Below are 25,510 nucleotides of genomic sequence, written 5' to 3'. Positions count from 1 at the left end.
CAATTTTATTTTCTTGCTTTATATTATTATACAATGTCATTTTTCATTATATTTTTTATAAGTTAAAATCCATCCATTATTTTGCAAATCCTCTAATTCTAAATCTAATTTTCTTAGCTGACAACAACACATTTGTAAATATTACTGATAATATAGCAGCTGCAAAAATAGACATTTTAGCTATTATAAGAGAAATCAGTGTTGCTCCAATTAGAGCTAAGCCTGGTATACACCTCTGATGTCACTATTTTCTTTATATTTTGTATCATAATAAACCTCCATATTTTTCAAAAAAGTAAACCTCAATATAATTGAGGCCTACTGATTTACTACTTTTTTAGTTTTTATAAAATCTTGTTTAAAATACTCTTTTGTGGCTTGCCTTACTTTTGGTAATAAAACTAGTAAGGCTAGAAGATTTGGTAATATTAATAATCCAAGAGCACAATCTTGTATTGTCCATACCATTTCTATACTAACTAAAGCCCCTATTATAGTAAACATAGGGAACACATACTTAAAGTTTAGAGCAATCTTTTCTCCAAATACATAATTTAGTCCTACATAACCAAAGTACCACTGGCTAATAAGTGATGTAAATGAGAAAGATATTAAACTTACAGATACTACATATTTTAATAATGGATGTATTGTTCCAAAAGCATTAATAACTAATACAGATGGATGTGCTCCACTATCTAACACTCCTGTACATCCTAAGATTAATCCTGTTATTGTACATATTACTATTGTATCTATAAAAACTTCAGTTACTCCAAATATAGCTTGTTCTACAGGATGAGAAACGTTAGCTGTTGAATGTATTACAGGTGCTGATCCCTCACCAGCTTCATTTGAATATAGCCCTCTAGCTACACCAAATCTCATAGCTTCTTTAATTGTATGACCTGCTATACCTCCCACTCCTGCTTCAAATGTAAATGCACTTTTAAATATTTCTGCAAATACACCTGGAACCTTATCTATATTTAATATTATTAAAAATAAACCAAATAAAATATAAAATATGGCCATTACTGGGACAAATTTTTGAGTTACACTTGCTAACCTTTTAAATCCTCCAGATACTATAATAAATATTATTGTACATAACATTACTGCAGTAATTATAGGTGCAACTTCAAAAGTATTTTTCATTACTCCTGAAATAGCATTAGATTGTATAAAATTACCACCTATTATTTGAACTGTCATAAGTATGGCTGTTATACTACCTAATACAGGTAGTTTCAAACCTTTTGAAATGTAGTACATAGGACCACCTACATACTCTCCTTTATTATTTTTTTCTCTATAAATAATACCAAGGACTATTTCTCCATATTTAGTTGCCATACCTAAAAATGCAGCTACCCACATCCAAAAAATTGCTCCTATTCCTCCTGAAACAAGAGCTGTGGAAACACCGATAATATTTCCACTACCTACACAACTTGCAAGTGCTGCACACATTGCTTGAAATGAAGATACATTTCCTTTAGAATCAGATTTTCCATCTTTTGATTTTTCTCTTATAGGATTCAATAATGTTTGCTTAATAATATATGGGAATTTTCTAAACTGAATAAACCCTGTTGCAAATGAATATAAAACCCCTACTGCTAGTAGAGTATACAGTAGCCAATCCCCCCATAAAAAACTAGCAAGTTGTTTCAAAAAAACTCCCAAATTTTCCATACTTACCTCTCTTAACTGCTATAATTTTTAAATTTCAACGTCATCCATAAATATTGGATTACTCCAAGCCTTTTTACCGTATTTGGTTGATAGGTTTAGGAAAGAAGGACATAATATTATAGTTTCAAATTAATATTTATTGATAAAACTATAATCATTTTATAAAAAATTTGCTTAAGATTAAAAAAGAGCTAACTTATATTAAAATAAATTCATTTTGATATATGGTTGGCTCTTTTTCTTATGTGGTGAAATATAAATAAAGAGTTTACTATATTTGCCATATAATAAATCATGTTATAATAATGATAAAATTTACTCATAAAAAAAGGGAGGTTTATCTTGTCTCACAAAGAAAAAAATTTTAATTTAAAAAGAATAATTATAATACTAGTTTTGTTACTAGTAACTATACCAATCATTACTTTTTTTGCTATCCAATCTACAACAAAGCAAAAAAAAGAAACTTCAACAGCTCAAAGCAATGCCAACAACGGGATTACAAATATTTTATTGCTAGGGACTGATGGTAGAGAAAATGAAGGTAGCTTTAGATCTGACTGCATGATTATTGCAACTCTAGATATGAAACATAATAGTATAAAACTAACTTCACTTGCTCGTGATACATATGTTGATATTCCAGGTGTCGGAAAAGGGAAGTTAAATGAAGCTTACTTTTGGGGCAAAGAAGAATTGCTTTTTAAAACTATAGAAAAGAATTTTGGAATTGAGTTGTATAAATATATTCAAGTGGATTTTGATAATTTAATGAATATTATATTTGAGTTGGATGGGGTCACAGTAAGTGTAGAAGAACATGAGCTGGATGCCGTAAATGCCCTAATTCCAGCATCTTATGAGAGTTGTACATATGAAAACAAAGGTGAAATGAAACTTCTAACTTCAACAGGTAGACAAAAACTAAATGGATACCAAGCCATTGCCTATACTAGAATTAGATATTCGGACAACGCTATAAATAGAGATAGTAGACAAAGAGAAGTATTAATGTCAGTTCTTAGGGATATAAAAAACGAATCACTTTCCAGTTCCCAAGAGCTTCTTAATAAACTTTCTCCATATTACTCAACAAACATTACTTCTTCACAAGTTCTTGATATGGCTGCCAATGCCTATTCTACTGGAGCTATTAAAAATATTAAACAAGGTCAATTCCCTATTGTTGATGATGTACATGTTAAAGGTGGAACTTATAAAGATGCTGGCTGGGTTTGGTTATACGATTTGAACTCTGTGAGTGTGTTACATGATTTTATTTATCATGATATTGATATGAAGGATAATGAATATTTAAAAGATGATAGTAACATAAAGCTAAATTACTAGTTATATAAATTTCAGACTCAATCAGACTTAAGTGCTTTTTCATAAGTCAGGTAGATAACATTAATCTACCTGACTTTTTTTATAAGAGAATTTATATTAAATATAACATGCCTTATAGGCCTACACATTTGCCATATTTTTATTATATTTTTATAAATTATGTTGTCACATGATATTTCTTTGTTATCCCTTATAATTTTGCAACAAATTCCTATAACTTGATTCTTTCTTACAATTTCGGTCCACTGCTGTGCGTCTCCATTTATAATAAAGGTATCTTGATCTATGATTTTCATTACTCTATGTAATACATACTGACCACTTTGCCTTTGTATAAATATTATTTCACCTTTCTTTATTGGCCTATTATCAATAGATGTTAAAATCACACTGTCACGAAGGTGCTTTAAAATCGGTGTCATGGAGTAACCTGTTACTCTTAGTTTACACTGACCACCATTATTTATTATTTCTTCCATTATAGGTACAATTTCTTTGCCATCTCTAGAATTAAATTTACTAGTATTCATCCTCTTCACCTTGTTTTATAGTCTCATATTAGTTTATATTCTTTTAATAAATCTATTCTTCTGTTGCCTACAGCAATGGTCTCTTTTGCAGTTGCTCCCACACTAGACAAACTATCTCTTTCCTTTGTATAGGTAAAAATCCTACTACCCCATGCCACTGGTAGCAATATAGGGTATTTTTCTAAGTATTTATATCGCCCTTTTAAAGTCTCTGCTTTTGGGAATATTGCTGCCAAGTTTGATTTTATTTTTGATTTTGATTCTTTATTTAGGGCATCTAAGGACATATTTGCTGCATTTAGTCTTGCTTGTGTGCTAGCTCCATAAACTCCACCCTCCATTATGTCCTCTAGCAAGTCTTTTGTGTTTATGTAATATGTATTTTTGTTCTTTGGATAAATTATTTTATTTTCATCAAGACCAAGGTAATCTATAGCTATTTGAAGTAGGTTGACTACTAAAGTATCATAGCCTAGATCGATTATTTCTTTCCATATATAGTCCCAGTTAATAATTTCATGATGTTTGTTGATGTACATGGATATGTCACAAATCTGTCTAATTCCAGTACCACATGATACAAAGTGCTTGATTGCATGGCAGATGATGTATAGAAAATGCTTATCTATGGAAAAAGTGTGCAAATCTACGTTGTTAATGTTTATAGTATCTATATCTTGGAAAACTGTGGCAAAGATTTCTTCCATTTTTTTATTAATAGTTGATTGTTCTCCAAATAAAGTTGTGTGTAGTTCTAGATGAAGTCCTGTTTTTTTACAGAAATAGTGATAAACATTAGCTTCTTCTTCATCAGATAAACCTCTTTCCATGTCATTTTCTTCTAATATTTTTATTGCTTTTTTTAAATCTTTTTTTTCTATTAATAAATCCTCATCTCCAGATATTCGCTCATCTGGGATTGGATATAGCTCTCTTAATATAATTCCTTTGAATACAAGAATTTTAAGTCCTGCTTTGTTTAATTCTTTGTATAGTTGTAAAAATCTATCACTTCTTTGAATTTGACTGTAGATGATTTGCATGGATGTAGTTTTGAAGTGTTTTTGAAAGTCTTGTTCTGTTTTTTTGAATGATTCTGTTTTGTATGATGATTCATATATTAGTGGCATTACTTTGTGTATGGATGCTAGTTTGAGTGTTTCATGCCAGTTTGGTGATATTTGTATTGGTGTTTTTTGGTTTTGTATTGTTGATTTTAGTAGTTGTAAAAAATCTTTGTGTATTTTGTTCATATTTCTCCCTCTTGAAGGGGTAACATTTTTGTGACCCCACTTTGTATATGTGTAAATTTTTGATTTTTGTGATTCTACTTAGTTAAATTATAACACTATAAAAGGACAATTTTCATTGCCCTTTTTAAAATATTTTTTTATATTATATCTGCTTCTCTAAGTTTTCCTAAAAATTCATCTAAATCTGATTTTGCTATTTCTTTTTTAACTTCATATTCATCTAATATCTTACTTAACAAATCTTCTTCATCCTTAGATGATTCGTAATTTTGCCAAATAAATCTTCCTATTTCATTAATAGTAATTATTCCATTAAAATGGTTATTACTTTCTCCTACAGGAATTAATATAGTTTCCCCTACTATTTCTCTTAACATAAATTCTTTTTTTAATTTCATATTATCTTCTCCCAAGTAAATTATCTCTATTTATAATTTCTTCATATAATCTTTTAGTTTCTTTTATTATCTCTTCTGTCATATTACACATGTATATAGATTTTTTACTAGTATCCCCTTCTTCTGTAGCACTAGTGGCTGCACAACTATGACATATATGTCTATTTTTACAGCTTCTACACTCTATTGGTAATCTTATTTTTGATGTATCATAAACTATTTTTTCCCATGCATTTTTAAAACCTATTTCAAAAGGATAGCAAACTGGTTCATTCATCATTCCACAAGGCATCATTTTCCCGTCCCAACTAATCCAAAAAGTACTTACCCCTGCTCTACATTTCATAGACTCACCTTCAATATCCATACATTCATCTATTAAGCTGTCATTTGTTAATATACCTTCTTCTAAGTTCTTTGCATAATCTATAAATTTTTTATCATCCATTCTACATCTTTTTATTTTTACAGAATTTATTGCAGCTTCCTTCGCTGTAAATCTATCATTTTTGCCTACTGATGTTTCATCTCGTCTTACAGGTGGGTACATATAACTTGTTGCTTGAACTTGTAATCTATGTTTTTTACCAAACTCCATAATTGCCTCTAAATCATTTTCATTATCAGGTGTTATACTAGCATTTATCTTAACTGGTATAGATGCCTCTTGTAAGAGCTTTATTCCCCTTACAGCTTGATCAAATCCATTTTCATTATTACAAAGTCTTTTATATGTTTCATTTGAAGCACCGTATAATGTAACATTAATTTTCATAGGTCTATACTTAGAAAGCCACTGAATATCTTCTTTTTTTATCAAAGTTGCATTACTATTTATAGAAATTACAAATCCCATATTATATAATTTTATATATAACTCCTTAAAATCCTTTTGTAAAAATGGTTCTCCACCTGTTATTAAAATAAAAAGTGTTCCTAATTCCTTAGCTTGACTTGCAAGTTCAATCCATTCATTTACAGATCTTTGTCTCCCACTCTTATTCATTTCTTCTTTTGTCATTCTTATGTAACACATTTTACAATCCATATTACAAAGAGGAGAAATTTCAAATGCTCCACTTAATGGAACTTTTTCTATACTAGCCTTTCTAAATAAATATCTCGATATTTGTGGTCTAACTATTTCATCTTTCATTCTTATTTATGTCCCCCAATTTATTCTTTAGTAAATCAACCGCATCTCTATCAGGTCTGCAAGATAACATATATACGTCCACGCTATCTAACATATCCATGATTAAATTTATAATAGTATTAATAAAATCCCTATTCCAACTATTTATAGTAGTTTCACTATAAATATATTTAAATCCTTCTAATGTACTTAATTTTTTTATAGAATTTTCTTTTGATTGTTTTAGTATTACAATAGCTTCAAGTGGTGTAGTTACATTTTTATAAATTCTAGATGAACCTGCAAATGGTAAACCATATGCACACCAAGTACCATTATTTTTATTAATAGCAGTTCTATCTCCATTAATAATCTCTGCTTTTTCATACTGCTCCCAAAGGCTCGCTTGTGTTGATTTTCCAACTCCTGATGGTGCTGAAAATAATATTCCTTTATCTTTATATTTTATATAAGATGAATGAAGTATAAATGTATTTGCTTTATATAAAATATGTTCAAATGCAATTCTTTCAAATATATTATATGTATTTTTAAGCGATTGTTTTGCATGTGTATAATAATGATACTCATAATAACTATTACTATCACTAAGTTCAAATAAACAGCCATAACATCTATTTCTAGTCAATCCAGTGAATTCCCTTATAAGACCTTTATCCCCTTGGTATATTCTTATATAATTCTTATCATATAAAATTGGATAATTAAATTTATATGGTATTTCTTTTTCTATAAATTTAACTTTTATATCATAACTTTTGCTTTTTTCTTCAAAGTCATCAAAATTTCTATCGTGTTCGTACTGAAAGTCACTTTGTATTAAAATTTTTTTTCCGATTATATTGTATATATTTTTCATATGATTCTCCTGATTTGATATGGAAAAAGCCATGTCTATAAAGACATGACTTCCTCTGAATTTTATGACCAGAAATACCCCTCGGTTTCAACATAAGTATCAGTACATTCTATATATCCTGGATCTCCTATCTCACAAGCATCATCGGTAAAGTATCCCTGCCATTCAAGTACACACATTGAGTCATGAAATGTAGTTATTAAAGTATTATCACCTTCGATACAAGGACCAGCAATGCTTTCATTTAGTTGAAAATTTTGTACTCTTATCTCTGGTTTCTTATATTCTTTTTTCATTTTTTGCCCCCCTTCTTATTGTAATATATCTTCGTTATTATTAACTATAATTAGTAAATTAATTTTAACTTAGTTAAAGCAACTAATTTATTTGTATTATTAGTTATTACCAATTGTCCATTATCATTAAATAATACAGTATAATACATATCTGTTGATGATTTTAATGTTATATCTTTACTATTAACAGATAGTTTTCCATATTCACTACCACCAGTTATATTTGATGGTACTGATGCATCTATTCTTGCACCAAGATCCACTTTAGTAGGTATATTACTTTTATCTTTTAAGCTAATAGTTATACTTTGTTCTGGTGCTAAAACAACTTCTGTCTTACGACCATATGTAGTATATTTAGCTAGATTATCTGAATTACTTATATCAACTATTTGTGCTGGATTACCTGTATATGCATCTATAAATACATTTCCTATCACCGTAAATAAATTAGGTGTCAAACTTTCTTCTCTTATAGAAACAAACTTAGCATCTGCTTCATTATCAACATCTACGCCTATTTCATCTTTATTAACTTTTACAGAATTGTATATGCGTATAGCATCTAAATAGAATACTTCATTTTTAGGAACTATAATTTCTACTTTATATGTTTGTGATGTTTCTCCTACAAACGTAACTACTGGTACTTGATAAGCTTCACCTGAGTTATACTTAGTATTTATAGTTTTATTAAATACTCTTGTTCCAGATTCATCATACACTCTAAACGTTAATTTTCCTGTAGATCCACTAGTATAAGAGTATAAATCTAATCCTTGTCCTGTGAATGTAAAATCTGCTTTAACAGATTTTGTTGATTTAGGTACATAGTGAATAGTTCCACCACTATATTCTAATTCAGAATCTGATTTATCGTAGTTTGAATCATATCCTAGACTTCCATCACCTTTTATTTCATTTACACTATTTCTACCTATAACGTCCCAACCTTCACCATACTTTATAAGAGTATTTCCATCTTCATCACTAAAATCATCTTCATAGTATATACTTGATGCAGGTACCATAGAAACTTTTTTGTCTACTTTATCTTTATCTGTAAATGTTTCATTAAATATAAATTGATCTATATTATCCATAAATTTAGTCAATTTATATGTTATCGACTTATCGCTATTAAATGTCATTGTTCCATAATTTCCTGTTGCTTTATTATTTGTAGCATTTTTTAATACGATTTGTGCATTTTGTTCTGCAGTTGTAAATACATCGTCTGCACTATATGTTACAGGTTTACCGAAATCTATTACAAATGCTTTTGATGGTGCACTATAAACATCTATAGTAACTTTTGTTGGTCTTGATTTCAATTCAGTTTGACCATTTATAGCAAAGTTATCACCTTTTTTAGTTATATTTGCTTTTACAACATAATATAACTCTTTAGTTCCTTCCGTTTGAGAAGTAAATACAAGTTTTCCATCTTCTATTGTTGCTGTAAAATCACCTGTATAGTTTATTTCATTACCATCTTTATCTGTTAAAACTATTGTATAGTCAGAAACTGTATATCCATCTACTGTTAATTTAGTAAAATGATCATTCTCTCTTATATTAACAGTAATTGTTGTACCTACTGTAGTACTATCACTATCATCTACAGTTTTAGGATATAGCCCTGCCACTGGTTTAGCAAAAGTTAAAGCATTATCTCCTTCGAATGTTGTTCCATCATATAGTATTCCTGAGTATGTTGCATAATCATTTGTATAAGCTGCTCCATATCCATTTCCAGTATATTTAACAGTAAATTTTAATTCTTTTTTCTCTTCACCTGATGGTATACCTTCAAAAGTTATAGTCTTTCCATCTTCACTTATTTTATATCCTGCTTCTTGTAATGCTTTTTTACTATCCTCAGTAAGTTCAAATCCTTCTGGTATTTTGTCTACTACTGTGCCCGTTGCTAAAACTAATATTTTGTTAGCTATATTTGTGTATATTTCTTTTATTTTATCTCCTGCACCAGCAGATTCTGTTATTGGATAATATTTAGTTGAATATGCAGCCCCAATATTTGTATATGTTTTCTTATTCCAATTAGTTGTTTTTACATTATAAGAAGCATCATCTGCTAAAAGTTTATTAGCCATTGTTAAGTTATTACTAAGATTGCTATATCCAGTCAATAACCCAACTGTATATATATCATTTCCAGCATTTTTTAATTCATTAGCTGCAGTTACTGCTTGATTAAAATCAGCATCAGCTGTAGAACTCCCACTACCAGATACATCTGTTCCATTACATCTATATGTAGGAACGCCATCTGTCATAAATATAACTACACTTGTTGCATCTGCTCTATTCCTAGTTTCAGTTACTGCTTTAGCAGTTCTAAATCCAGCTTCTGTATTAGTTCCTCCAGAATCATTAGATATACCTCCAGGTTTGAAACTATTGCTATCTATTACATTCTTAGCAGTACTTCTTGAAACAGTATAATATTGAGAAGTAGAAGTAGAACCATATTTGTCCCACTTACTAGTATCAAAATTATAAGCATATCCATATTTACCATATGCCACTATAGATACTCTAACATTACTCGTCCCACTTGCTGGAAGTACAGTTTCTATAAACTCTTTAGCAGCATCTTTTGTAATCATTAATCTACTATTATCATTCATACTATTAGATAAATCCACTACCAATGTAATATCTAGTGGAGCACCTTGAGTAACTTTTTTTCCTTTTACTCCTAGAGTAATATCAAATAATTGATTCCCTTCTTCATCAATTCCTTTATCAGTAGCAGTCTTCGTAAGCTTTATATCATCTACAGTACCACTACTATCTGATTGTGCTGTGCTCTCCGATGTTGTAGTGCTATTTGTAACTTTATCACTACTACTAGAATCTTTGTTACTACTTGATCCTTTGATACTATTAAGCCAACTGCTTATAGTACTTCCTAAACTTCGAGAAGCTGCATAAGAAGCGTTTGCTGGTGCCATTCCAATCACAAGCATCAGCGATAGCATTATACAAAGGATTTTTGAGACTTTTCCTTTTCCCATATTTTTTCCCCCTTTTAACATATTTTATAAAATTAATTCTTAAAAATGTAACTTTGCCCCAAGTTTAATCAGCTATAAAAATATATATGATTACGTCACATCTTAAAAAATAATTTTCCCCATAATTATGTACTAATTTTCTGTATCTACCATAACAATTTCACTGTTAGATTTTGAAAAATGACTTGTATTTGCTGTATATGACTTATCTTTTTTTACATCTTCAAATTTCGCTCTATATGTTATTCCCCCTAAATAAGAGCTTCCTTTTGTATTCTTATAATAAACATATACCGTTCCTAAATCTTTTCCTGAAATATTTTTAATTGTTATATCAGAACCTTCTGTAGATACTTTAACTTTTTTTGAACTCATTGGAAGTTTTTCTACTGCTGCATAGGTTGCATCTTCATACTTATAATTATCCCCAGAATTATAAGGTACGCTTCCAGTTAACTCTATTACTGTGGCAGTTTTTCCAGCAGGTAAGTTTGTTAACTTAAATACTGCTGTCTCCTTACCATTTACTTTTAATTTTATTTCTCCATATTGTAAATCTTTTTTAGAAGTATTTTTAACTTCTAATGCTAAGATATTATTTACTTTTTTATTGCTTCCATCTTCGACAAATGTTCCTGAAAATCCACCTATTTTAGATATTCTCATTCCTGTTACTGAAACATTATACGGTGTATTTATGCTAGTGTTAGATGCGTTATTTGAGCTTGAGTTTTCATTTTTATTATCTTTGTTATTGAATACACCATCATTTGTATTTTCTGTATCTTCATCTTGTGATAAATTAGAACTTAAACTGTTATTTGATTTATTAGATTCACTATTATTAGATTGACTACTTTCTTCTTTGTTTGTATCCCTATCATTATTACTGCTTTCTCTATTAGAAGAATTCGTAGCAACCTGCTTTTCCGTAGCATTTCCCCCACTACTGTATGTCCAAATCTTAACTCCTCCAATACCAAAAGCTATAACTACTAATATTCCTATTATTATTTTTTTATTCATGACTCCCCCTCCCCATATATAGTCGCCATTATAATTAATTAGAAAATACTAATATAATAAATTATACCACATTTTACCATTCTAGAAACTCCTATATGTACATAATTTCGTACTTATTTAAAAAACTTACTTTATATATGTATACAAAAATTTTATTTGTTAATTACTTTCAATTGTTTATAATAGAATCTTCTATTTCCACAAAATTACCTCATCAAAACTGAAGCAACCCTTCTTCTAAAAATCCTTTATCAATCTCTCAACTTCCATACAATCAATCTCTGCCACACTACCTCTGTCAATCTTATAAACCCTGTTACACATGCTCAACACACTCGGTCTATGAGTAGTAACAATACAAGTCCTTGCATACCCCATATCCATAATATTTCTCAAGACTTCCCTCTCTGTATAAACATCTAGCGCAGAAGTAGCCTCATCTAGCAACAATATAGGACTTCTTCTAAGCAAAGCTCTAGCGATAGACAACCTCTGAGCCTGTCCTTCAGAAAATCCTCCACCTCTCTCACCAACTTTACTCTCCAATCCCTCTGGCAACTGCTTCACAAAATCCCATGCACAAGCAGCCTTCAATGCCTCAACAATCTCATCATCAGTTGCATTTTCTTTTACCATTCTCATATTGTCACCTATAGTTCCAGAGAATATGGTATTTCCCTGTGGTACATAAGCAAAAAATCTTCTCGTATTTGCAGAAATCTTACACTCCACACCAAAAGCACCCCTCACCACTGCCTTGCCTTTTTTAGCATTAATAAGCCCCAACAACAATCTCACCATGGTAGTCTTTCCTTCACCAGAAGGTCCAACTAATGCCACTATTTCTCCTGGGTTAGCTTCTACATGAGCATCTTCAAATACAACTTTATTTTCATCATAATTATACATAACATCTTCCAACTTCACTGAAAGACCCTTATCCAAACCTCCTTTTTCCACTGACTTAACCTTCTCATCATCTATTTTCTCTTCATGAGGCAAATCAAAAAACGCCATCAATCTTCCTGCTGAAGTAGTTGCTGAAATTGCAGAAGGCACCAATCCAACTAGTGCTGAAAAAGTACCTGTCAAAGATCCTGACAACTGTAAAAATAAAGTCATGGTACCATAGGTAATAGCTCCACTCCAAAGTCTATACACTCCCCATCCAAAACATGAATAAGAAACCATCATCCCCACCAAGGACATAAAAGAAGAAGTGTATATGGAAAATTTATTGTAATCCATATATACATCTTTGTATTTTTCCTGCATATCTATCATTCTTCTACTAAAAAGTTCAATCAAATCAAATGATTTAATTGACTGTATATTTTGAAATGATTCTTCATTAAATGCCATTAAATCACTGGAAACTTCTCTAGTTCTCTTATTATAAAATCTCATTTTTGTCATAAGCATTTTTGAGAAAATTAACATAACTGGTGCACTAAGTAGTGCTAAAGCTGCCATGGTTGGATCATAATACAAAATTATCCACAATGCTCCTAAAAACTGTGCCAACTTTGTAATCAAGCTGGGAACCCATCCTAGAACACTGTTTGATACTGTTCCTACATCTGAGTTCAATCTATTAAGTAAGTCTCCACTATGGAATTTCGTCATAGACAACCAATCAGTGGTCATTATTTTATCATAAACTTCTCTTTGTATTTCATTATTAACTTTTACACTAATTTTTGCTGTGATTCTAGAGGATACAGCTTTGATAATTACACCTAGTATTGCCATTGCTATAATCAGAAACACGATATATCCTATGTTTCTTTTGTCCACCCCTGTTACTGCATCTATAAGGTATTTGGATGCCACACTTCCACCCAAGCTCATGCCAGTTCCTACTACCCCTAATAAAATATAGAAAAGTATGGCTATCTTGTATCTCTTTGCATATTGATACATCCATTTGGTTTCTTCCCACATCTCCTGTATCATACCTTCTTTTATTTTTTTTACTACTTTTTTTATAAAATTCATTGGTCTCTCCCCTGTAATTTTTCCCTTGTATTAATGATTGTATTTTAAAATGATACATTGTCAACAATTTTTCATATTTAAACTATACTTTTATAAAAAACTTGCTTAACTCATGTCGCTTTGCTAAACAATTAAAATAAAAATACCTCAATTTTTGGATTTTAATTCAACAATTGAGGTACTTTACATTTTATATTCTATTTAATTACTCTCTCTTTAATCTTCTCTTCACAACATCAGTAACAATTCTAATCTCGTCCACCTTAAACAGCATAATCAAGCCACCATACACAGCTGCTGCCAAAGTCACAGCCACCATTAATACAATAAACTCCGTTTCCCCACCAGTATGAGTAAACCTAATCATATAATGATAAGAATAATAAGCCACAGCACCCATAATCAGTGAAGCCACCAAGCTTTTCGCTGTTGCCCTCACAATCTTGTCCTGTCCAAAGTATCCAATTTTCTTTTTTAAACTTCTAAACAACAACATAATACAAGCCATGGAAGACAAACTAGTAGCCAAAGTCAGTCCTGCCAGTCCCCAAAACTTGATAAACACCACGTCCATAATCATATTCATAGCCATGGCAATTACACCATTGACCATAGGTGTCTTCGTATCTTGCAGAGAATAAAAAATCTTGCCCAGCACATCTCTCAATCCATAAGCCACCATTCCTATGGAATACATGGCAAGAGCCAACGCAGTCAAGTAAGTTGCATTTGTGCCAAATGCCCCTCTTTCAAACAACACTCTAACAATAGGCAATGCTAGCACTATAGTTCCCACAGTTATAGGTAAAACTAAAATTATGACACAGTTTATGCTCTTAATAACAGAAGAAGTAAATCTCTCCTTGTTATTTTCACTAGATAGTTGTGACAAAATTGGATAAATCACCGATGAAATTGATGTTATAAAAATAGCTATAACAAATGATGTCAGCTTATTTGAATAATTCAGTGCAGACACTGTCCCCACTGGTAAAGTAGATGCCAAAGTTCTATCTACCAAAGTATTCACCTGATTTACTGCCACTCCGATTAACACAGGCATAATCAGCCAAGCCATCTTTTTAATATATTTATCTTTTATATTAATAATTGGTACATACTTATATCCTGCCTTAATTGCATAAGGTAGCTGAAATAAAAACTCACTTGCCATTCCAATCAAAGTCCCCCAAATCATTAAATAAGGACCATGCTTGATGCTAAGTAAGGTTGCCACAATTATAATCACATTCTTTGGCACACTACTAAGACCTGGCATAATAAAATCATTTTTTATTTGTAAATAAGAAGTCATAACATAACTAAGCCCTGTGAACACAATTCCCAAGATAGTTATTCTAGTAAAATTAATTGCAACTTCCAGTGCCTTTCCCTCATATCCCACAGCAAACACATTTACAATTTGCTCTGTGAATATAAATCCAAGTATTGAAAGGACTATACAGGCAATCACAACCAAGTTAAACACGTTATTTATAAATTTAAGAGATTTTTCTTCTCCTTCCACACTATGTACTTCCATATACATGGGAATAAGCACCGTTGCTAGAGTGCTACCTATTATGGCAAAAATAACCTGTGGTATATTCATAGCTGTTACATAGGCATCACTGTAAATACTTGTTCCATACCCAGCAGCAAGGACTAATTCTCTCCCAAATCCCAGTATTTTTGCTATTATTGTGGCCACCATAAGTCCAAAAGTGGCTCTCGCTAATTTGCTCATAATTTTGCTCCTTTATAATAAATAAGTTAACTAGCTTATAATTTACTTTCACATATATTACATTATAGTATTTTTTGTAAAAATTTAATACGATATCATAACATATTTTTTCTTTATTTAATAATTTTTAAAATGCTTATATATATAATAAAATTGTTCACATATAAAAATACCCCAATCATTAGATTTTTGGTCCAACAATTGAGGTTCACTATATTGTGTTTTGCTATATTTTTATATATTATGGCAATAAACTATATGACCATCTTCATATGTTTTTGCCTTTGGTTCTTCTTTTTCACATATTTCTGTACAGAGCTTGCATCTAGTTCTAAATCTACATCCTGAAGGAGGATTTAAAGGATTTGGCACATCCCCTTCTAATATTTCTTCTTCTATTTCATCATCTATAGAAGGAATACTACTAAGCAGTGCTTTTGTATATGGGTGTTTTGGTGTTCTATAAATATCTTCACTATTGCCAATCTCAACTATTTTACCTAAATACATTACACATACTCTGTCAGAAATATGCCTAACCATAGATAAGTCATGAGCAATAAAAAGATATGTTACACCAAATTCTTTTTGTAAATCTTCTAATAAATTTATTACTTGAGCTTGAATAGACACATCTAAAGCAGATATAGGTTCATCACAGAAAATAAATTCTGGCTTAACAGATAATGCCCTTGCTATACCTATTCTTTGTCTTTGTCCTCCACTAAATTCATGAGGATATTTTGTAGCACAATCTCTAGATAGTCCTACTTTTTCTAACATTTCATAAACTATTTCATTCTTTTCTTCACTACTAAAATCAGTATGAATATCTAAAGGCTCTCTAATTATATCTTTTACCATCATATTTGGATTTAAAGATGCATAAGGATCTTGAAAAATAGTTTGGATTCTTTTTCTAAAAGATTTCAATTCTTTCTCACTTTTTTTCCCTATATCTTCACCATCAAATAAAATTTCACCTTCAGTTACATCATAAAGTCTTATTAGAGTTCTTCCTAAAGTAGATTTACCACATCCACTTTCTCCCACTAAACCTAGTGTTTCACCCTTTTTTATATAAAAACTTACATCATCCACAGCCTTTACTTCTTTAACACTTTTCTTAAGAATACCGCTATGTTGTGTAAAATATTTTTTTAAGTTCTTAACTTCTACTAAATTCATTCTACTCATCCTCACTTACTAAAGCACAGTTTACTTCATGTGTTTCACTTAATACTTTTGTTGTAATGGTATTTTTGCAAACATCTCTTTTTTCATCACACCTATCATAAAATGGACATCCACTTTGTGGATTAAGTAAACTTGGTGGTGCTCCTTGTATTGGTACTAATCTTTCTTTTTCACAGTTATTACGTTTTGGTATGGATTTTAATAGACCTATTGTATATGGATGTTTGGCATTGCTAAATATTTCTGCTACAGTTCCAGTCTCCATAATTTGCCCACCATACATTACAATAACTTTATCACAAGTATTATAAACTACTCCCAAATCGTGAGTTATTAGTATAGTTGAATTTTCATTTTCACTATTTAATTTCTTTATTAATCTTAAAATTTGTGCTTGTATAGTTACATCCAGCGCTGTAGTTGGCTCATCTGCAATTAATAATCTTGGTGATGAACTCATAGCCATAGCAATACAAACTCTTTGTCTCATACCACCACTAAATTCATGAGGATAATTATCTACTCTTACTTCTGGTGATGGTATTCCAACCATTTTTAGTAATTCTATTGCTTTTTCTCTAGCTTCATTTTTGTTAAGATTTTGGTGTCTTATTAGAATCTCACTTATTTGTTTACCTACTTTTATAAGAGGATTTAGGGCCGTCATCGGATCTTGAAATACCATAGAAATTTCATTCCCTCTTATTTTTCTCATTTCCTTCTCATCAAGTTTAGCTAAGTCTTTTCCTTCAAACAATATTTCTCCGTCCACTATTTTGCCTGGATGACTTATCAAACCCATTATAGATTTTGAGGTTATACTTTTTCCGCTACCACTCTCCCCTACTAACCCAACTATCTCTTTTCTACCAACTTTAAAACTAACATTCCTTACTGCTTGTACTTCCCCCTTTTTTGTAAAGAATGATGTTCTTAAATTATTTACTTCTAATATATTACTCATTCTGTCCACCTACCTATCATTAGCCTTCGCTTCAAATGTTGATCTTAAAGTATCTCCGATTAAATTAAAGCTTAAAACTGTTAACAAAATAAACATACCTGGGAATATCGCCATATATGGTGCTTGTCCCAAATAAGCTTGGGCATCTTTTAACATACTCCCCCAAGATGCATTTGGTTGTTGTACTCCTAATCCTAAGAAACTAAGTGAAGATTCCATAAGGATTGCATTTGCTATATTTATACTTGAAGCAACTATTATAGTTGGAAGTATACTCGGTATTATATGCTTAAATATTATATTAAAATGACTTTGGCCAACAGACTTAGCATATAATATATATTCTCTTTCCTTTACAGACAAAGTTTCCGCCCTAACTATTCTAGCAATGCTCATCCAACCTAAAAGACCTATTACAAAGATTATGTTTTGAATTCCAGACCCTAAATAAGAATTTATTACTAATATTAAGAAGAAGGTAGGTATACACATTAATATATCTATAAATCTAGTTATAAAACTATCTATTTTTCCACCAAAATAACCACTAATAGTTCCTATTATAGTTCCAAAACCTGTAGAAATTAACATAGATAAGAATCCTACAGTTAAAGAAACCCTTCCACCATATAGTGCTCTTGTAAAATAATCTCTCCCCATATTATCCGTACCAAATAAATTGCTTCCCCCCGGTGATTTGAGACCATTTATTGGATCTATTTTATTAGGATCAAAAGGGCTTAAAAATGCTAATATACAGGCAACACATAATAAACTTATTACTATAAGAGCAAATAAAGCTAATTTATTATCTTTAAAATTATTCTTTAATCTTTCTACCATTTTTCTCGTCCTCCTATTTATGCTTTAATTCGTGGATCTATTAATTCATATAACACATCCGCTAGTAGATTACCTATAATTAATATAAAAGAGGAGAACATGGTAATTCCCATAACTACAGGATAGTCATAACCAAATATAGAATTTACTCCTAATTGTCCCATGCCTGGCCAACCAAAAATAGTCTCTGTTATAAATGCACCTGTTACAAGTTGTGGAAGAGCCATAGCAAAAATTGTTATAACAGGAAGTAAAGTATTTTTAAATACATGTTTAAATAATATATCTTTAGTAGTTGCCCCATAAGCTCGCTGTGTAAGAACGTAATCTTCTTTAAGCTGACTTATAGTACTTGATCTTATATACCTAGTAAACACACAAATATTATAATAACTAAGTATAATCACAGGCATAACCATATGTTTTAGTAAATCCACACTAGTTTCAATACCTGCTGTCCTCATCCCCACACTTGGTAGTAAACCTAATTTCAATGAAAAAGTATATATAAGCATCATTGCAAACCAAAAGCTTGGTATAGATATTCCTAAATATGAAATTACATTTAAAATCTTATCTATAATAGAATCTTTTTTATATCCTGCTATAAGCCCTACTGGTATAGCCACTAATATTGATATTACTAAAGCTGTAACAGTAATTAAAAGTGTATTTGGTAGTCTTTCCATAATAGTTTCAAATACAGGTCTATGACTTATTAGTGAATATCCTAAATTTCCTTGTACTGCATTTATTAGCCATTTAAAGTATTGAACTATTACAGGTTGATCAAGCCCCATACTTATTCTTATTCTTTCTATATCATCTGGACTCATTTGTGGCGTTACATAGGCTTGCAACGGATCACCTGGAGCTAAGTGCATTAGTAAAAATGATACTAATGATATAAAAAATAGCATTGGTATTAAGCCTAATAATCTCTTTATAATTTTATCTTTCATAATACTCTCCCATTTTAATTGTCTAAAAAAATAGCCGTAAAAAAATACGGCTATTTTCCATGTCATATTAGTTTTTTACTTTTATTCCATTTAAATCTCTAAACATAAATATTGGAACTAAATTAGCCTCTTTAACATCATAATTTTTGTCTACTGCAACTATTGATTTAGAATAACAAATTGGATAAAGTGCAACTTCTTCAACTATAGTTTTTTGTATTTCTTTGTATAAATCAGCCCTCTTAGCATCATCAGTTTCTTTTAAAGCTTCTGCAAATTTTTTATCTACTTCTTTATTAGAGTAGCCACCTATATTGTCACTCCCTTTGCTTGTGAAAACAGAAGCATATTCAGCTGGCTCACTTCCCATTACATACCCGTTTAAAGCTAGATCAAATGTTGCATCAGCTCCACTCCATAATTCATTATAGAAAGCACTTTTTTCCATAGGTTTTAATTCTAATTCTATACCAACTTCTTTTAAGTTACTTTGTAAAACTAAAGCTATTTTTTCTTGTTGACTCTTATGAGTACTGTACGCTAATTTTAATTTTAAGTTATCTACTTTTGCTTCTTTTAATAATTCTTTAGCTTTTTCTTTATCTTGCTCATATTTTTCAACATCATCAGTATAAGACATTGTACTTGATGCAAATAGTGAATATGCTTTGTCTGCGTATTCTTCTGATTTATAAGCAGCTGTTATTATTTCATCTTTATTTATTGCATAAGATATAGCTTGTCTTACTTTTTCATCTTTTAAAGATTCATTTACATTTTGCATAAATACTACATTATCTACCATTCCTTCATCAAATGTAACTATATCAACATTACCTTTTCCTTCAACATCTGCTACTTCATCTGGTTGAACATATTTAGCTTGAACTTCGCCATTTTGAAGTGCCATGTTTGCAGAGTTAGAATCAGCTATAACTCTGTATGTAACTGTTTCTAATTCTCCTTTTTCTCCATAGTAATCATCAAATCTTTCTAAAGTTAATAACTCACCTGTTTTATACTCTTTAAATTTGTAAGCACCATTTCCTATAGGCGAATTATTTTTATCACTTTTAGCCATATCTTTTTCACCTTCATATATATGTTTAGGTATTACTCTTATATCACCTAACATACTTTCAAATGAAGTTGATACTGCTGGTAATTTAAATTCTACTGTAGTTTCATCTATTTTTTTAACTTCTACTGCTTTATCTTCTATAATAAATTTTCCTCTACTTATTGACGCTTGACTTTCATCTAGTATGCTATCCATAGTAAATACTAAATCATCTGCTGTTAAAGATTCTCCATCATGCCATTTTAGACCTGACTTTAATTTAACTGTATAAGTTAAAAAGTCTTCTGATGGTTCAACACTATCAGCTAAGTAAAACGTTTTCTCACCCTTTTCATCTACCACATATAAAGGGTTATATAGAGCATTCATTACTGTCATTGAAACTCTATCATTTGCATAAAGTGGATTTAAATTAACTGCATCTCCACCTGCTACTATACTGATACTTGTAATGTTTGAACCTTCTGATGATCCTCCTGAATTAGAGCATCCAACAGATAATAACATAGCTCCTGCTAAACCTATTGCCAATAACCTTCTTTTAAATTTCATAATATTCCTCCAAAATTTCCCCTTAGTTAGATTTTTTCCGACAATATAATTATATTTTTAAAAGCAGTTTATATCAAATCGATTTTTTCTATTCATAATATGCATTTATTATTTTTTTCTATGCATGATTAAATTTAACTATTTCATATTGTGTTTTTTTACATAAAAATAAGGCTGCCTCTTAGTAGCCTTATTTTTTATAAGCTTTACAACCATCACAGCTATAGAATGATTTTTCTTTTAAACTACTTTAGCTGGTTCCATTTTATAATTATATATATAATCTATGGTTTTTCCACTTATACTAACTGCTATCAAAGACCAGAAAATATCATATGTTGATAGATAAGATAAAGAAAGTAAAAGTACCGAAATATCTCCTATGAGATAAACTTTTCCAATAGTCATAGATGTTATTTTAGAAATGATTAGTGCCAATGCATCGTCTCCACCAGCTGCTGCTCCAGCCCTAACTACTATACCCACGCCAACTCCTACAAATAAACCTGCTAGCACTGTACCTAGTAATTTGCTGTCAAACACAGGCACAAGTGGGCCTATACTTTCAAACACTGCATAAAAAACAGAAAAACCTATTGTTGCAATCATTGAGTAAATTAAGAATTTTTTCCCAAAGAATTTGTATCCTATTACAAATAATGAAATGTCTATTATTATATTTGCCACAGATGGATTTATATTAAAGAGATTTTTTAGTAATAATAAAATCCCTAAAACTCCACCTTCCGTTATGTTGTTTTGATAATTTAAATTGTAAACACCAAATGATAAAATTATAGTACCTAATAAAATTAATCCTATTTCTTTTTCCTTGGTCCGCCTATCCATATTAAAACCTTCCCTTTTTTCAAATTTATTAATATTATATGACTTTAAAATGCCTTTGTATAGTCGATTTTCAAGAAGTGAGTATTGTGTAAGGGGTGAGGTTATTTTCATAGTGTATTTTTTTCATTTTTACTTGGTTTTTATTTATTCTCATATATTTAAGTGTTTGTAATGGCTTTGTTGAGATATTTTTTTACAAAAGTTTAGGGTATAGTTTTTTGTAGTTTAGTATATATATTTTCAGGTTTATAAAAATTTTTGTTTTACTTAGTTTTACTAAACTTAATCTTACAGAGAGCAAATTGTAATTTTTTGATCCAACATATGAGTACTATTAATTTGATAGATTTTTATTTTGTTATTTTGATAAATGTAAATTAACTATTTCTGGTGGATTATTAAATCTAGGCAACTTCTGCTTACCTGATCCTAATCCACTAGTTATAAGAACCTTTATCTTATTCAAATCAAAAAATCCCTTATCATACTCTGGAAACCATCCTTGATCTCCGCCATAAAGCCCCCCAACAAAAGGAAGAACAACTTGTCCACCATGATTATGACCACTTACTACTAGGTCTATATCCCATACCTCTGATGCATTCCCAAATATAAAACTATCTGGCCTGTGTGCCATCATGATTTTGTAGTTGGATGTGTTTTGGAATTCTGTTAGAAAATCGTAAACGCCTTCTTCCATTGTATCTTTATCAACATCATTATTATCATTTAATCCAAAAGCATATGAATACATTCCACCTATTCTTATGGTATTTTCATTCACCGTAACATCCTTGTATTCATTATCTAGTACAGTAACTCCTATATCTTCAAGTTCTTTTAATAAGTCAGATGTACCTGATTCTATGTAGTCTATGCCTGTATTTCCCAAGGAATAAAATACTTTATGGTTTTTACAGAGCTGTTTCATAAGACTTGTGACTATTTTACTGTTTTTTGAGTCTTGATTTAGTACATCACCTACTACTAAGATGATGTCTGGTGAAAGTGAGTTTATTTGATTTATTAAGTCTTCGTTGTTTTCTCCTAACTGATTGTCATGAAGATCGGATATTATGACTACATTAATTGAGTTGTTAATTTGATTTGATTTTATATTGTAATCACTTACTGTTATTTTATTATAGGATATGTATACTTTATATGTCACAATTAAACAGATTATCACAAGCAGTAATAATGCAAATACTATTCTTTTTGTTTTTTTACTCATATCATTCTCCCCATTTTTAGTATTCTATCTACTATTTTATACATAAATTTATATTTTTAAATTATGTCATATGATAAAAAAGTTTTCAATTATAATTACTTTTTCATAAATACTAATCATTAATAATAGCCGTATGAGTATCATAACCAACATATCTACCATGTATACTCCTTATAATTTTATTTTCCTCTTATCTATAATTAACTAGTGATTTTTCTCTTGTTTCATACGTTTCAACTTCAATCATATCTAAGTCCTTTAATTGTATATGACCCCATTGTTTACGATTCCATTCAAATACATAGTCATTTAATTTAGAATTAACTACTTCAAATACACATGCTGGATAAACTCCATCAAAATCTCTATATCCACCAAGTTCTCCTATTTCACATAAAACAACTAGTAATTGATATTTTCCTGTAACTAACCTACTTATATCTAGTTCCACTTCGTATGTTGTTTCTGTATCTTTATAACAAGAAAACTTTTTAGAGCATACTGATGCAGCTATTGGAGTATCATCTATAGTTCTAATCTCAAATCTTAATTGAACATCATGTATATCATCATAATTTTTCCAATTTATATTACATCTAAGTTTTTCACCATCTACAAAAATATTATTATCTTTATCTAATAACTCTAAATAATTAAATTTAGCTTGTGGTTCTTTGGGTAAATATCCTTCTCTTTCTTTTTTAAATAAATTATTATACATACTAGATCCTTCACACTTATTATTTAAGTATATACTTATACCCGTTTCTACATTTCCATCATACTTTACAGTACCTTTATCTAACACAACAACCCTATTACATAACTGCTCTATAGTCTGCATATTATGACTTACATATAGTATAGTTCTTCCAGAATGTGCTACATCCAACATCTTATTTATACATTTCTTTTGAAACTTCATATCTCCAACAGCTAAAACTTCATCCATAATAAGTATCTCCGAATCAAGATGAGCTGCCACCGAGAACGCTAGCTTTACAAACATACCAGAAGAGTATCTTTTTACTGGAGTATCAATAAACTTTCTACATTCAGAGAACTCTATGATATCCTCAATCTTAGAGTCAACTTCTTCTTTACTCATACCAAGAATTGCTCCACTAAGGTATACATTCTCTCTTCCTGTAAGCTCTGGATGAAAACCAGTACCAACTTCAAGTAAACTAGAGATACGACCTTTTATTTTTAAACTTCCTTTAGTTGGAGCAGTTACTCTTGATAATATTTTTAATAATGTAGATTTACCAGCTCCATTACCGCCAATAATACCTATAGTATCGCCCTTATTAATTTGTAAATCTACTCCATTAAGAGCCATAAAAGTTTCATTTTTTCCATAAGTCTTAGCCCCTATCTTAGTATTAGGATCTTCCTTTCCTCTAACCTTTGCCCACCAACTTTGTAAATCAGCAGTCAAAGTACCCCCACCTATGGCACCAAGTCTATATTTTTTATGCAAATCTTCTATTTTGATAACTACTTCACTCATATCAAACTCTCCCATCTATTAAACTGTATCCATAAAAGTCTTTTCAACTCTACTAAATAAAACTACTCCTACAAATAAAACTACTAAAGTAGTAATCATACTTATACCTAAATAGGTCCACGGAATTGAACCACTTCCTAAAAACGCATATCTAAACGTCTCTACTATTGGAGAAACTGGGTTCAACATCATTAAAGTTTTTAATTTACCACTTATTTGAGATGCTGGATAAACAACAGGTGTTGCATACATCCAAAGTTGAACACCAAATGTTACCAGAACTGCTAAATCTCTATATCTTGTTGTTAATGATGAAATAATTATTCCAAATCCCAAAGCAAGTGCTGCCAATTGTACTAACAATAATGGTGTTATTAAAATCCATAAGTTAGGCTCTATTGATGATCCTTTTACCATGAAATATGCCATAAACCCTAAAAACATCAAAAATTGTACACCAAAATTTATTAGTCCTGAAATAACTGTTGATATTGGTGTTACTAATCTTGGAAAATAAACCTTCCCAAATATAGCTGCATTACCAGTAAATGTTGATGATGTTTTAGTTAAACATGTAGAAAAATATGTCCACACTGTTGTACCTAACATATAGAATATTATCTGAGGTACTCCATCTGTTGATATATTGGCAATATTTCCAAATACTACTGTAAACATTAACGTTGTTAATAATGGACTTATGATTATCCATAGCGGCCCTAGTATTGTTTGTTTATATAATGTTTTAAAGTCCCTTTTTACAAACATTGATATTAAGTCTTTATATTGTATTAATTCTTTTAAATTTATATCTAACCATCCTGTTTTTGGTTTAATTACCGTTGTCCAATTGTCTTGTTGCATATTCAACCTCCTTTTAGTTATTTTATATTAACTCGTTTAATTATATTTTAATAATTTTACACCTATAATATTAATTCTGCTTTTTATCCACAGAAT

General features: G+C 30.3%; 22 protein-coding genes. 2 read left to right on the top strand and 20 right to left on the bottom strand.

Going from position 1 to position 25,510, the window contains the following annotated elements; genetic code table 11:
• On the top strand, positions 1 to 239 hold a 239-nt coding region (locus tag NSA58_RS03030), incomplete at its 5' end, for a hypothetical protein (RefSeq protein WP_257560061.1).
• 79 nt (positions 240 to 318) lie between these two features.
• Here the strand turns inward: NSA58_RS03030 and NSA58_RS03025 are convergent.
• Complete coding sequence (locus tag NSA58_RS03025) at positions 319 to 1,698, bottom strand: alanine/glycine:cation symporter family protein (protein ID WP_257560060.1); 1,380 nt, start codon at positions 1,696 to 1,698, stop codon at positions 319 to 321.
• Positions 1,699 to 2,040: 342 nt separating this feature from the next.
• Here NSA58_RS03025 and NSA58_RS03020 point away from each other — a divergent pair, with 342 nt between their 5' ends.
• The gene (locus NSA58_RS03020; RefSeq protein ID WP_257560059.1) at positions 2,041 to 3,048 is read left to right on the top strand and encodes an LCP family protein; all 1,008 of its coding nucleotides are present in this window, start codon (positions 2,041 to 2,043) and stop codon (positions 3,046 to 3,048) included.
• A gap of 65 nt (positions 3,049 to 3,113) precedes the next feature.
• Here NSA58_RS03020 and NSA58_RS03015 read toward each other — a convergent pair whose 3' ends face one another.
• The 19 genes from NSA58_RS03015 to NSA58_RS02925 form a co-directional block, all read right to left on the bottom strand.
• Positions 3,114 to 3,578 carry a S24/S26 family peptidase gene (locus NSA58_RS03015; RefSeq protein WP_257560058.1) on the bottom strand — a complete coding sequence of 155 codons (465 nt, stop codon included), beginning with the start codon at positions 3,576 to 3,578 and terminating at the stop codon, positions 3,114 to 3,116.
• A gap of 23 nt (positions 3,579 to 3,601) precedes the next feature.
• A complete protein-coding gene (locus NSA58_RS03010; protein WP_257560057.1) occupies positions 3,602 to 4,831 on the bottom strand; it encodes a nucleotidyltransferase domain-containing protein in 1,230 nt (409 codons plus the stop codon).
• 137 nt (positions 4,832 to 4,968) lie between these two features.
• The gene (locus tag NSA58_RS03005) at positions 4,969 to 5,229 is read right to left on the bottom strand and encodes a PqqD family protein (protein WP_257560056.1); all 261 of its coding nucleotides are present in this window, start codon (positions 5,227 to 5,229) and stop codon (positions 4,969 to 4,971) included.
• Position 5,230: 1 nt separating this feature from the next.
• Complete coding sequence (locus NSA58_RS03000) at positions 5,231 to 6,385, bottom strand: radical SAM protein (protein WP_257560054.1); 1,155 nt, start codon at positions 6,383 to 6,385, stop codon at positions 5,231 to 5,233.
• Positions 6,375 to 7,244: a hypothetical protein gene (locus tag NSA58_RS02995; RefSeq protein ID WP_257560053.1), complete on the bottom strand. Its 870-nt coding sequence runs from the start codon at positions 7,242 to 7,244 to the stop codon at positions 6,375 to 6,377. Before NSA58_RS02995 ends, NSA58_RS03000 begins: the two co-directional genes overlap by 11 nt.
• A gap of 62 nt (positions 7,245 to 7,306) precedes the next feature.
• Positions 7,307 to 7,540, bottom strand: coding sequence for a hypothetical protein (locus NSA58_RS02990; RefSeq protein WP_257560052.1), 234 nt, complete (start codon positions 7,538 to 7,540; stop codon positions 7,307 to 7,309).
• A 50-nt stretch (positions 7,541 to 7,590) separates the two neighbouring features.
• Positions 7,591 to 10,584 carry a vWA domain-containing protein gene (locus tag NSA58_RS02985; protein ID WP_257560051.1) on the bottom strand — a complete coding sequence of 998 codons (2,994 nt, stop codon included), beginning with the start codon at positions 10,582 to 10,584 and terminating at the stop codon, positions 7,591 to 7,593.
• Between the two features lie 132 nt (positions 10,585 to 10,716).
• A complete protein-coding gene (locus NSA58_RS02980; protein WP_257560050.1) occupies positions 10,717 to 11,610 on the bottom strand; it encodes a hypothetical protein in 894 nt (297 codons plus the stop codon).
• Between the two features lie 237 nt (positions 11,611 to 11,847).
• Entirely contained in the window at positions 11,848 to 13,608 is a 1,761-nt protein-coding gene (locus NSA58_RS02975; protein ID WP_257560049.1) for an ABC transporter ATP-binding protein, read from the bottom strand.
• Positions 13,609 to 13,813: 205 nt separating this feature from the next.
• Positions 13,814 to 15,355: a murein biosynthesis integral membrane protein MurJ gene (murJ, locus tag NSA58_RS02970; RefSeq protein ID WP_074079996.1), complete on the bottom strand. Its 1,542-nt coding sequence runs from the start codon at positions 15,353 to 15,355 to the stop codon at positions 13,814 to 13,816.
• 234 nt (positions 15,356 to 15,589) lie between these two features.
• On the bottom strand, positions 15,590 to 16,543 hold the full coding sequence (locus NSA58_RS02965; RefSeq protein ID WP_330652533.1) for an ABC transporter ATP-binding protein: 954 nt from the start codon (positions 16,541 to 16,543) through the stop codon (positions 15,590 to 15,592).
• Position 16,544: 1 nt separating this feature from the next.
• Positions 16,545 to 17,516: an ABC transporter ATP-binding protein gene (locus NSA58_RS02960; protein WP_074079998.1), complete on the bottom strand. Its 972-nt coding sequence runs from the start codon at positions 17,514 to 17,516 to the stop codon at positions 16,545 to 16,547.
• Positions 17,517 to 17,525: 9 nt separating this feature from the next.
• Entirely contained in the window at positions 17,526 to 18,359 is an 834-nt protein-coding gene (locus NSA58_RS02955) for an ABC transporter permease (RefSeq protein WP_074079999.1), read from the bottom strand.
• Positions 18,360 to 18,376: 17 nt separating this feature from the next.
• The gene (locus NSA58_RS02950; protein ID WP_074080000.1) at positions 18,377 to 19,321 is read right to left on the bottom strand and encodes an ABC transporter permease; all 945 of its coding nucleotides are present in this window, start codon (positions 19,319 to 19,321) and stop codon (positions 18,377 to 18,379) included.
• Positions 19,322 to 19,388: 67 nt separating this feature from the next.
• Positions 19,389 to 20,954 (bottom strand): ABC transporter substrate-binding protein, encoded by a 1,566-nt coding sequence (locus tag NSA58_RS02945; RefSeq protein WP_074080001.1) that lies wholly within the window; start codon positions 20,952 to 20,954, stop codon positions 19,389 to 19,391.
• A gap of 240 nt (positions 20,955 to 21,194) precedes the next feature.
• Positions 21,195 to 21,803: a YitT family protein gene (locus tag NSA58_RS02940; protein ID WP_074429360.1), complete on the bottom strand. Its 609-nt coding sequence runs from the start codon at positions 21,801 to 21,803 to the stop codon at positions 21,195 to 21,197.
• A 358-nt stretch (positions 21,804 to 22,161) separates the two neighbouring features.
• Positions 22,162 to 23,037, bottom strand: coding sequence for a metallophosphoesterase (locus NSA58_RS02935; protein WP_074429359.1), 876 nt, complete (start codon positions 23,035 to 23,037; stop codon positions 22,162 to 22,164).
• A 190-nt stretch (positions 23,038 to 23,227) separates the two neighbouring features.
• On the bottom strand, positions 23,228 to 24,550 hold the full coding sequence (locus NSA58_RS02930) for an ABC transporter ATP-binding protein (RefSeq protein WP_257560048.1): 1,323 nt from the start codon (positions 24,548 to 24,550) through the stop codon (positions 23,228 to 23,230).
• 18 nt (positions 24,551 to 24,568) lie between these two features.
• On the bottom strand, positions 24,569 to 25,414 hold the full coding sequence (locus NSA58_RS02925; RefSeq protein ID WP_074429357.1) for an ABC transporter permease: 846 nt from the start codon (positions 25,412 to 25,414) through the stop codon (positions 24,569 to 24,571).
• Positions 25,415 to 25,510: the final 96 nt, after the last annotated feature.

This window comes from Terrisporobacter muris (assembly GCF_024621905.1).
Lineage (GTDB): Bacteria > Bacillota > Clostridia > Peptostreptococcales > Peptostreptococcaceae > Terrisporobacter > Terrisporobacter muris.
The sequence above is the reverse complement of the archived record's forward strand: the minus strand, read 5'-3'. Positions and strand labels throughout refer to the sequence as shown.

Excerpts from the sequence above, each read along its gene's own strand:
- NSA58_RS02965 (WP_330652533.1), bottom strand. The coding sequence starts at position 16,543 with ATGAATTTAGTAGAAGTTAAGAACTTAAAAAAATATTTTACACAACAT.
- NSA58_RS02930 (WP_257560048.1), bottom strand. The coding sequence starts at position 24,550 with ATGAGTGAAGTAGTTATCAAAATAGAAGATTTGCATAAAAAATATAGA.
- NSA58_RS02960 (WP_074079998.1), bottom strand. The coding sequence starts at position 17,516 with ATGAGTAATATATTAGAAGTAAATAATTTAAGAACATCATTCTTTACA.
- NSA58_RS02955 (WP_074079999.1), bottom strand. The coding sequence starts at position 18,359 with ATGGTAGAAAGATTAAAGAATAATTTTAAAGATAATAAATTAGCTTTA.
- NSA58_RS02975 (WP_257560049.1), bottom strand. The coding sequence starts at position 13,608 with ATGAATTTTATAAAAAAAGTAGTAAAAAAAATAAAAGAAGGTATGATA.
- NSA58_RS03015 (WP_257560058.1), bottom strand. The coding sequence starts at position 3,578 with ATGAATACTAGTAAATTTAATTCTAGAGATGGCAAAGAAATTGTACCT.
- NSA58_RS02945 (WP_074080001.1), bottom strand. The coding sequence starts at position 20,954 with ATGAAATTTAAAAGAAGGTTATTGGCAATAGGTTTAGCAGGAGCTATG.
- NSA58_RS03005 (WP_257560056.1), bottom strand. The coding sequence starts at position 5,229 with ATGAAATTAAAAAAAGAATTTATGTTAAGAGAAATAGTAGGGGAAACT.
- NSA58_RS02940 (WP_074429360.1), bottom strand. The coding sequence starts at position 21,803 with ATGGATAGGCGGACCAAGGAAAAAGAAATAGGATTAATTTTATTAGGT.
- NSA58_RS02990 (WP_257560052.1), bottom strand. The coding sequence starts at position 7,540 with ATGAAAAAAGAATATAAGAAACCAGAGATAAGAGTACAAAATTTTCAA.
- NSA58_RS03010 (WP_257560057.1), bottom strand. The coding sequence starts at position 4,831 with ATGAACAAAATACACAAAGATTTTTTACAACTACTAAAATCAACAATA.
- NSA58_RS02925 (WP_074429357.1), bottom strand. The coding sequence starts at position 25,414 with ATGCAACAAGACAATTGGACAACGGTAATTAAACCAAAAACAGGATGG.
- NSA58_RS02935 (WP_074429359.1), bottom strand. The coding sequence starts at position 23,037 with ATGAGTAAAAAAACAAAAAGAATAGTATTTGCATTATTACTGCTTGTG.
- NSA58_RS02995 (WP_257560053.1), bottom strand. The coding sequence starts at position 7,244 with ATGAAAAATATATACAATATAATCGGAAAAAAAATTTTAATACAAAGT.
- NSA58_RS02950 (WP_074080000.1), bottom strand. The coding sequence starts at position 19,321 with ATGAAAGATAAAATTATAAAGAGATTATTAGGCTTAATACCAATGCTA.
- NSA58_RS02985 (WP_257560051.1), bottom strand. The coding sequence starts at position 10,584 with ATGGGAAAAGGAAAAGTCTCAAAAATCCTTTGTATAATGCTATCGCTG.
- NSA58_RS03000 (WP_257560054.1), bottom strand. The coding sequence starts at position 6,385 with ATGAAAGATGAAATAGTTAGACCACAAATATCGAGATATTTATTTAGA.
- NSA58_RS03025 (WP_257560060.1), bottom strand. The coding sequence starts at position 1,698 with ATGGAAAATTTGGGAGTTTTTTTGAAACAACTTGCTAGTTTTTTATGG.
- murJ (WP_074079996.1), bottom strand. The coding sequence starts at position 15,355 with ATGAGCAAATTAGCGAGAGCCACTTTTGGACTTATGGTGGCCACAATA.
- NSA58_RS02980 (WP_257560050.1), bottom strand. The coding sequence starts at position 11,610 with ATGAATAAAAAAATAATAATAGGAATATTAGTAGTTATAGCTTTTGGT.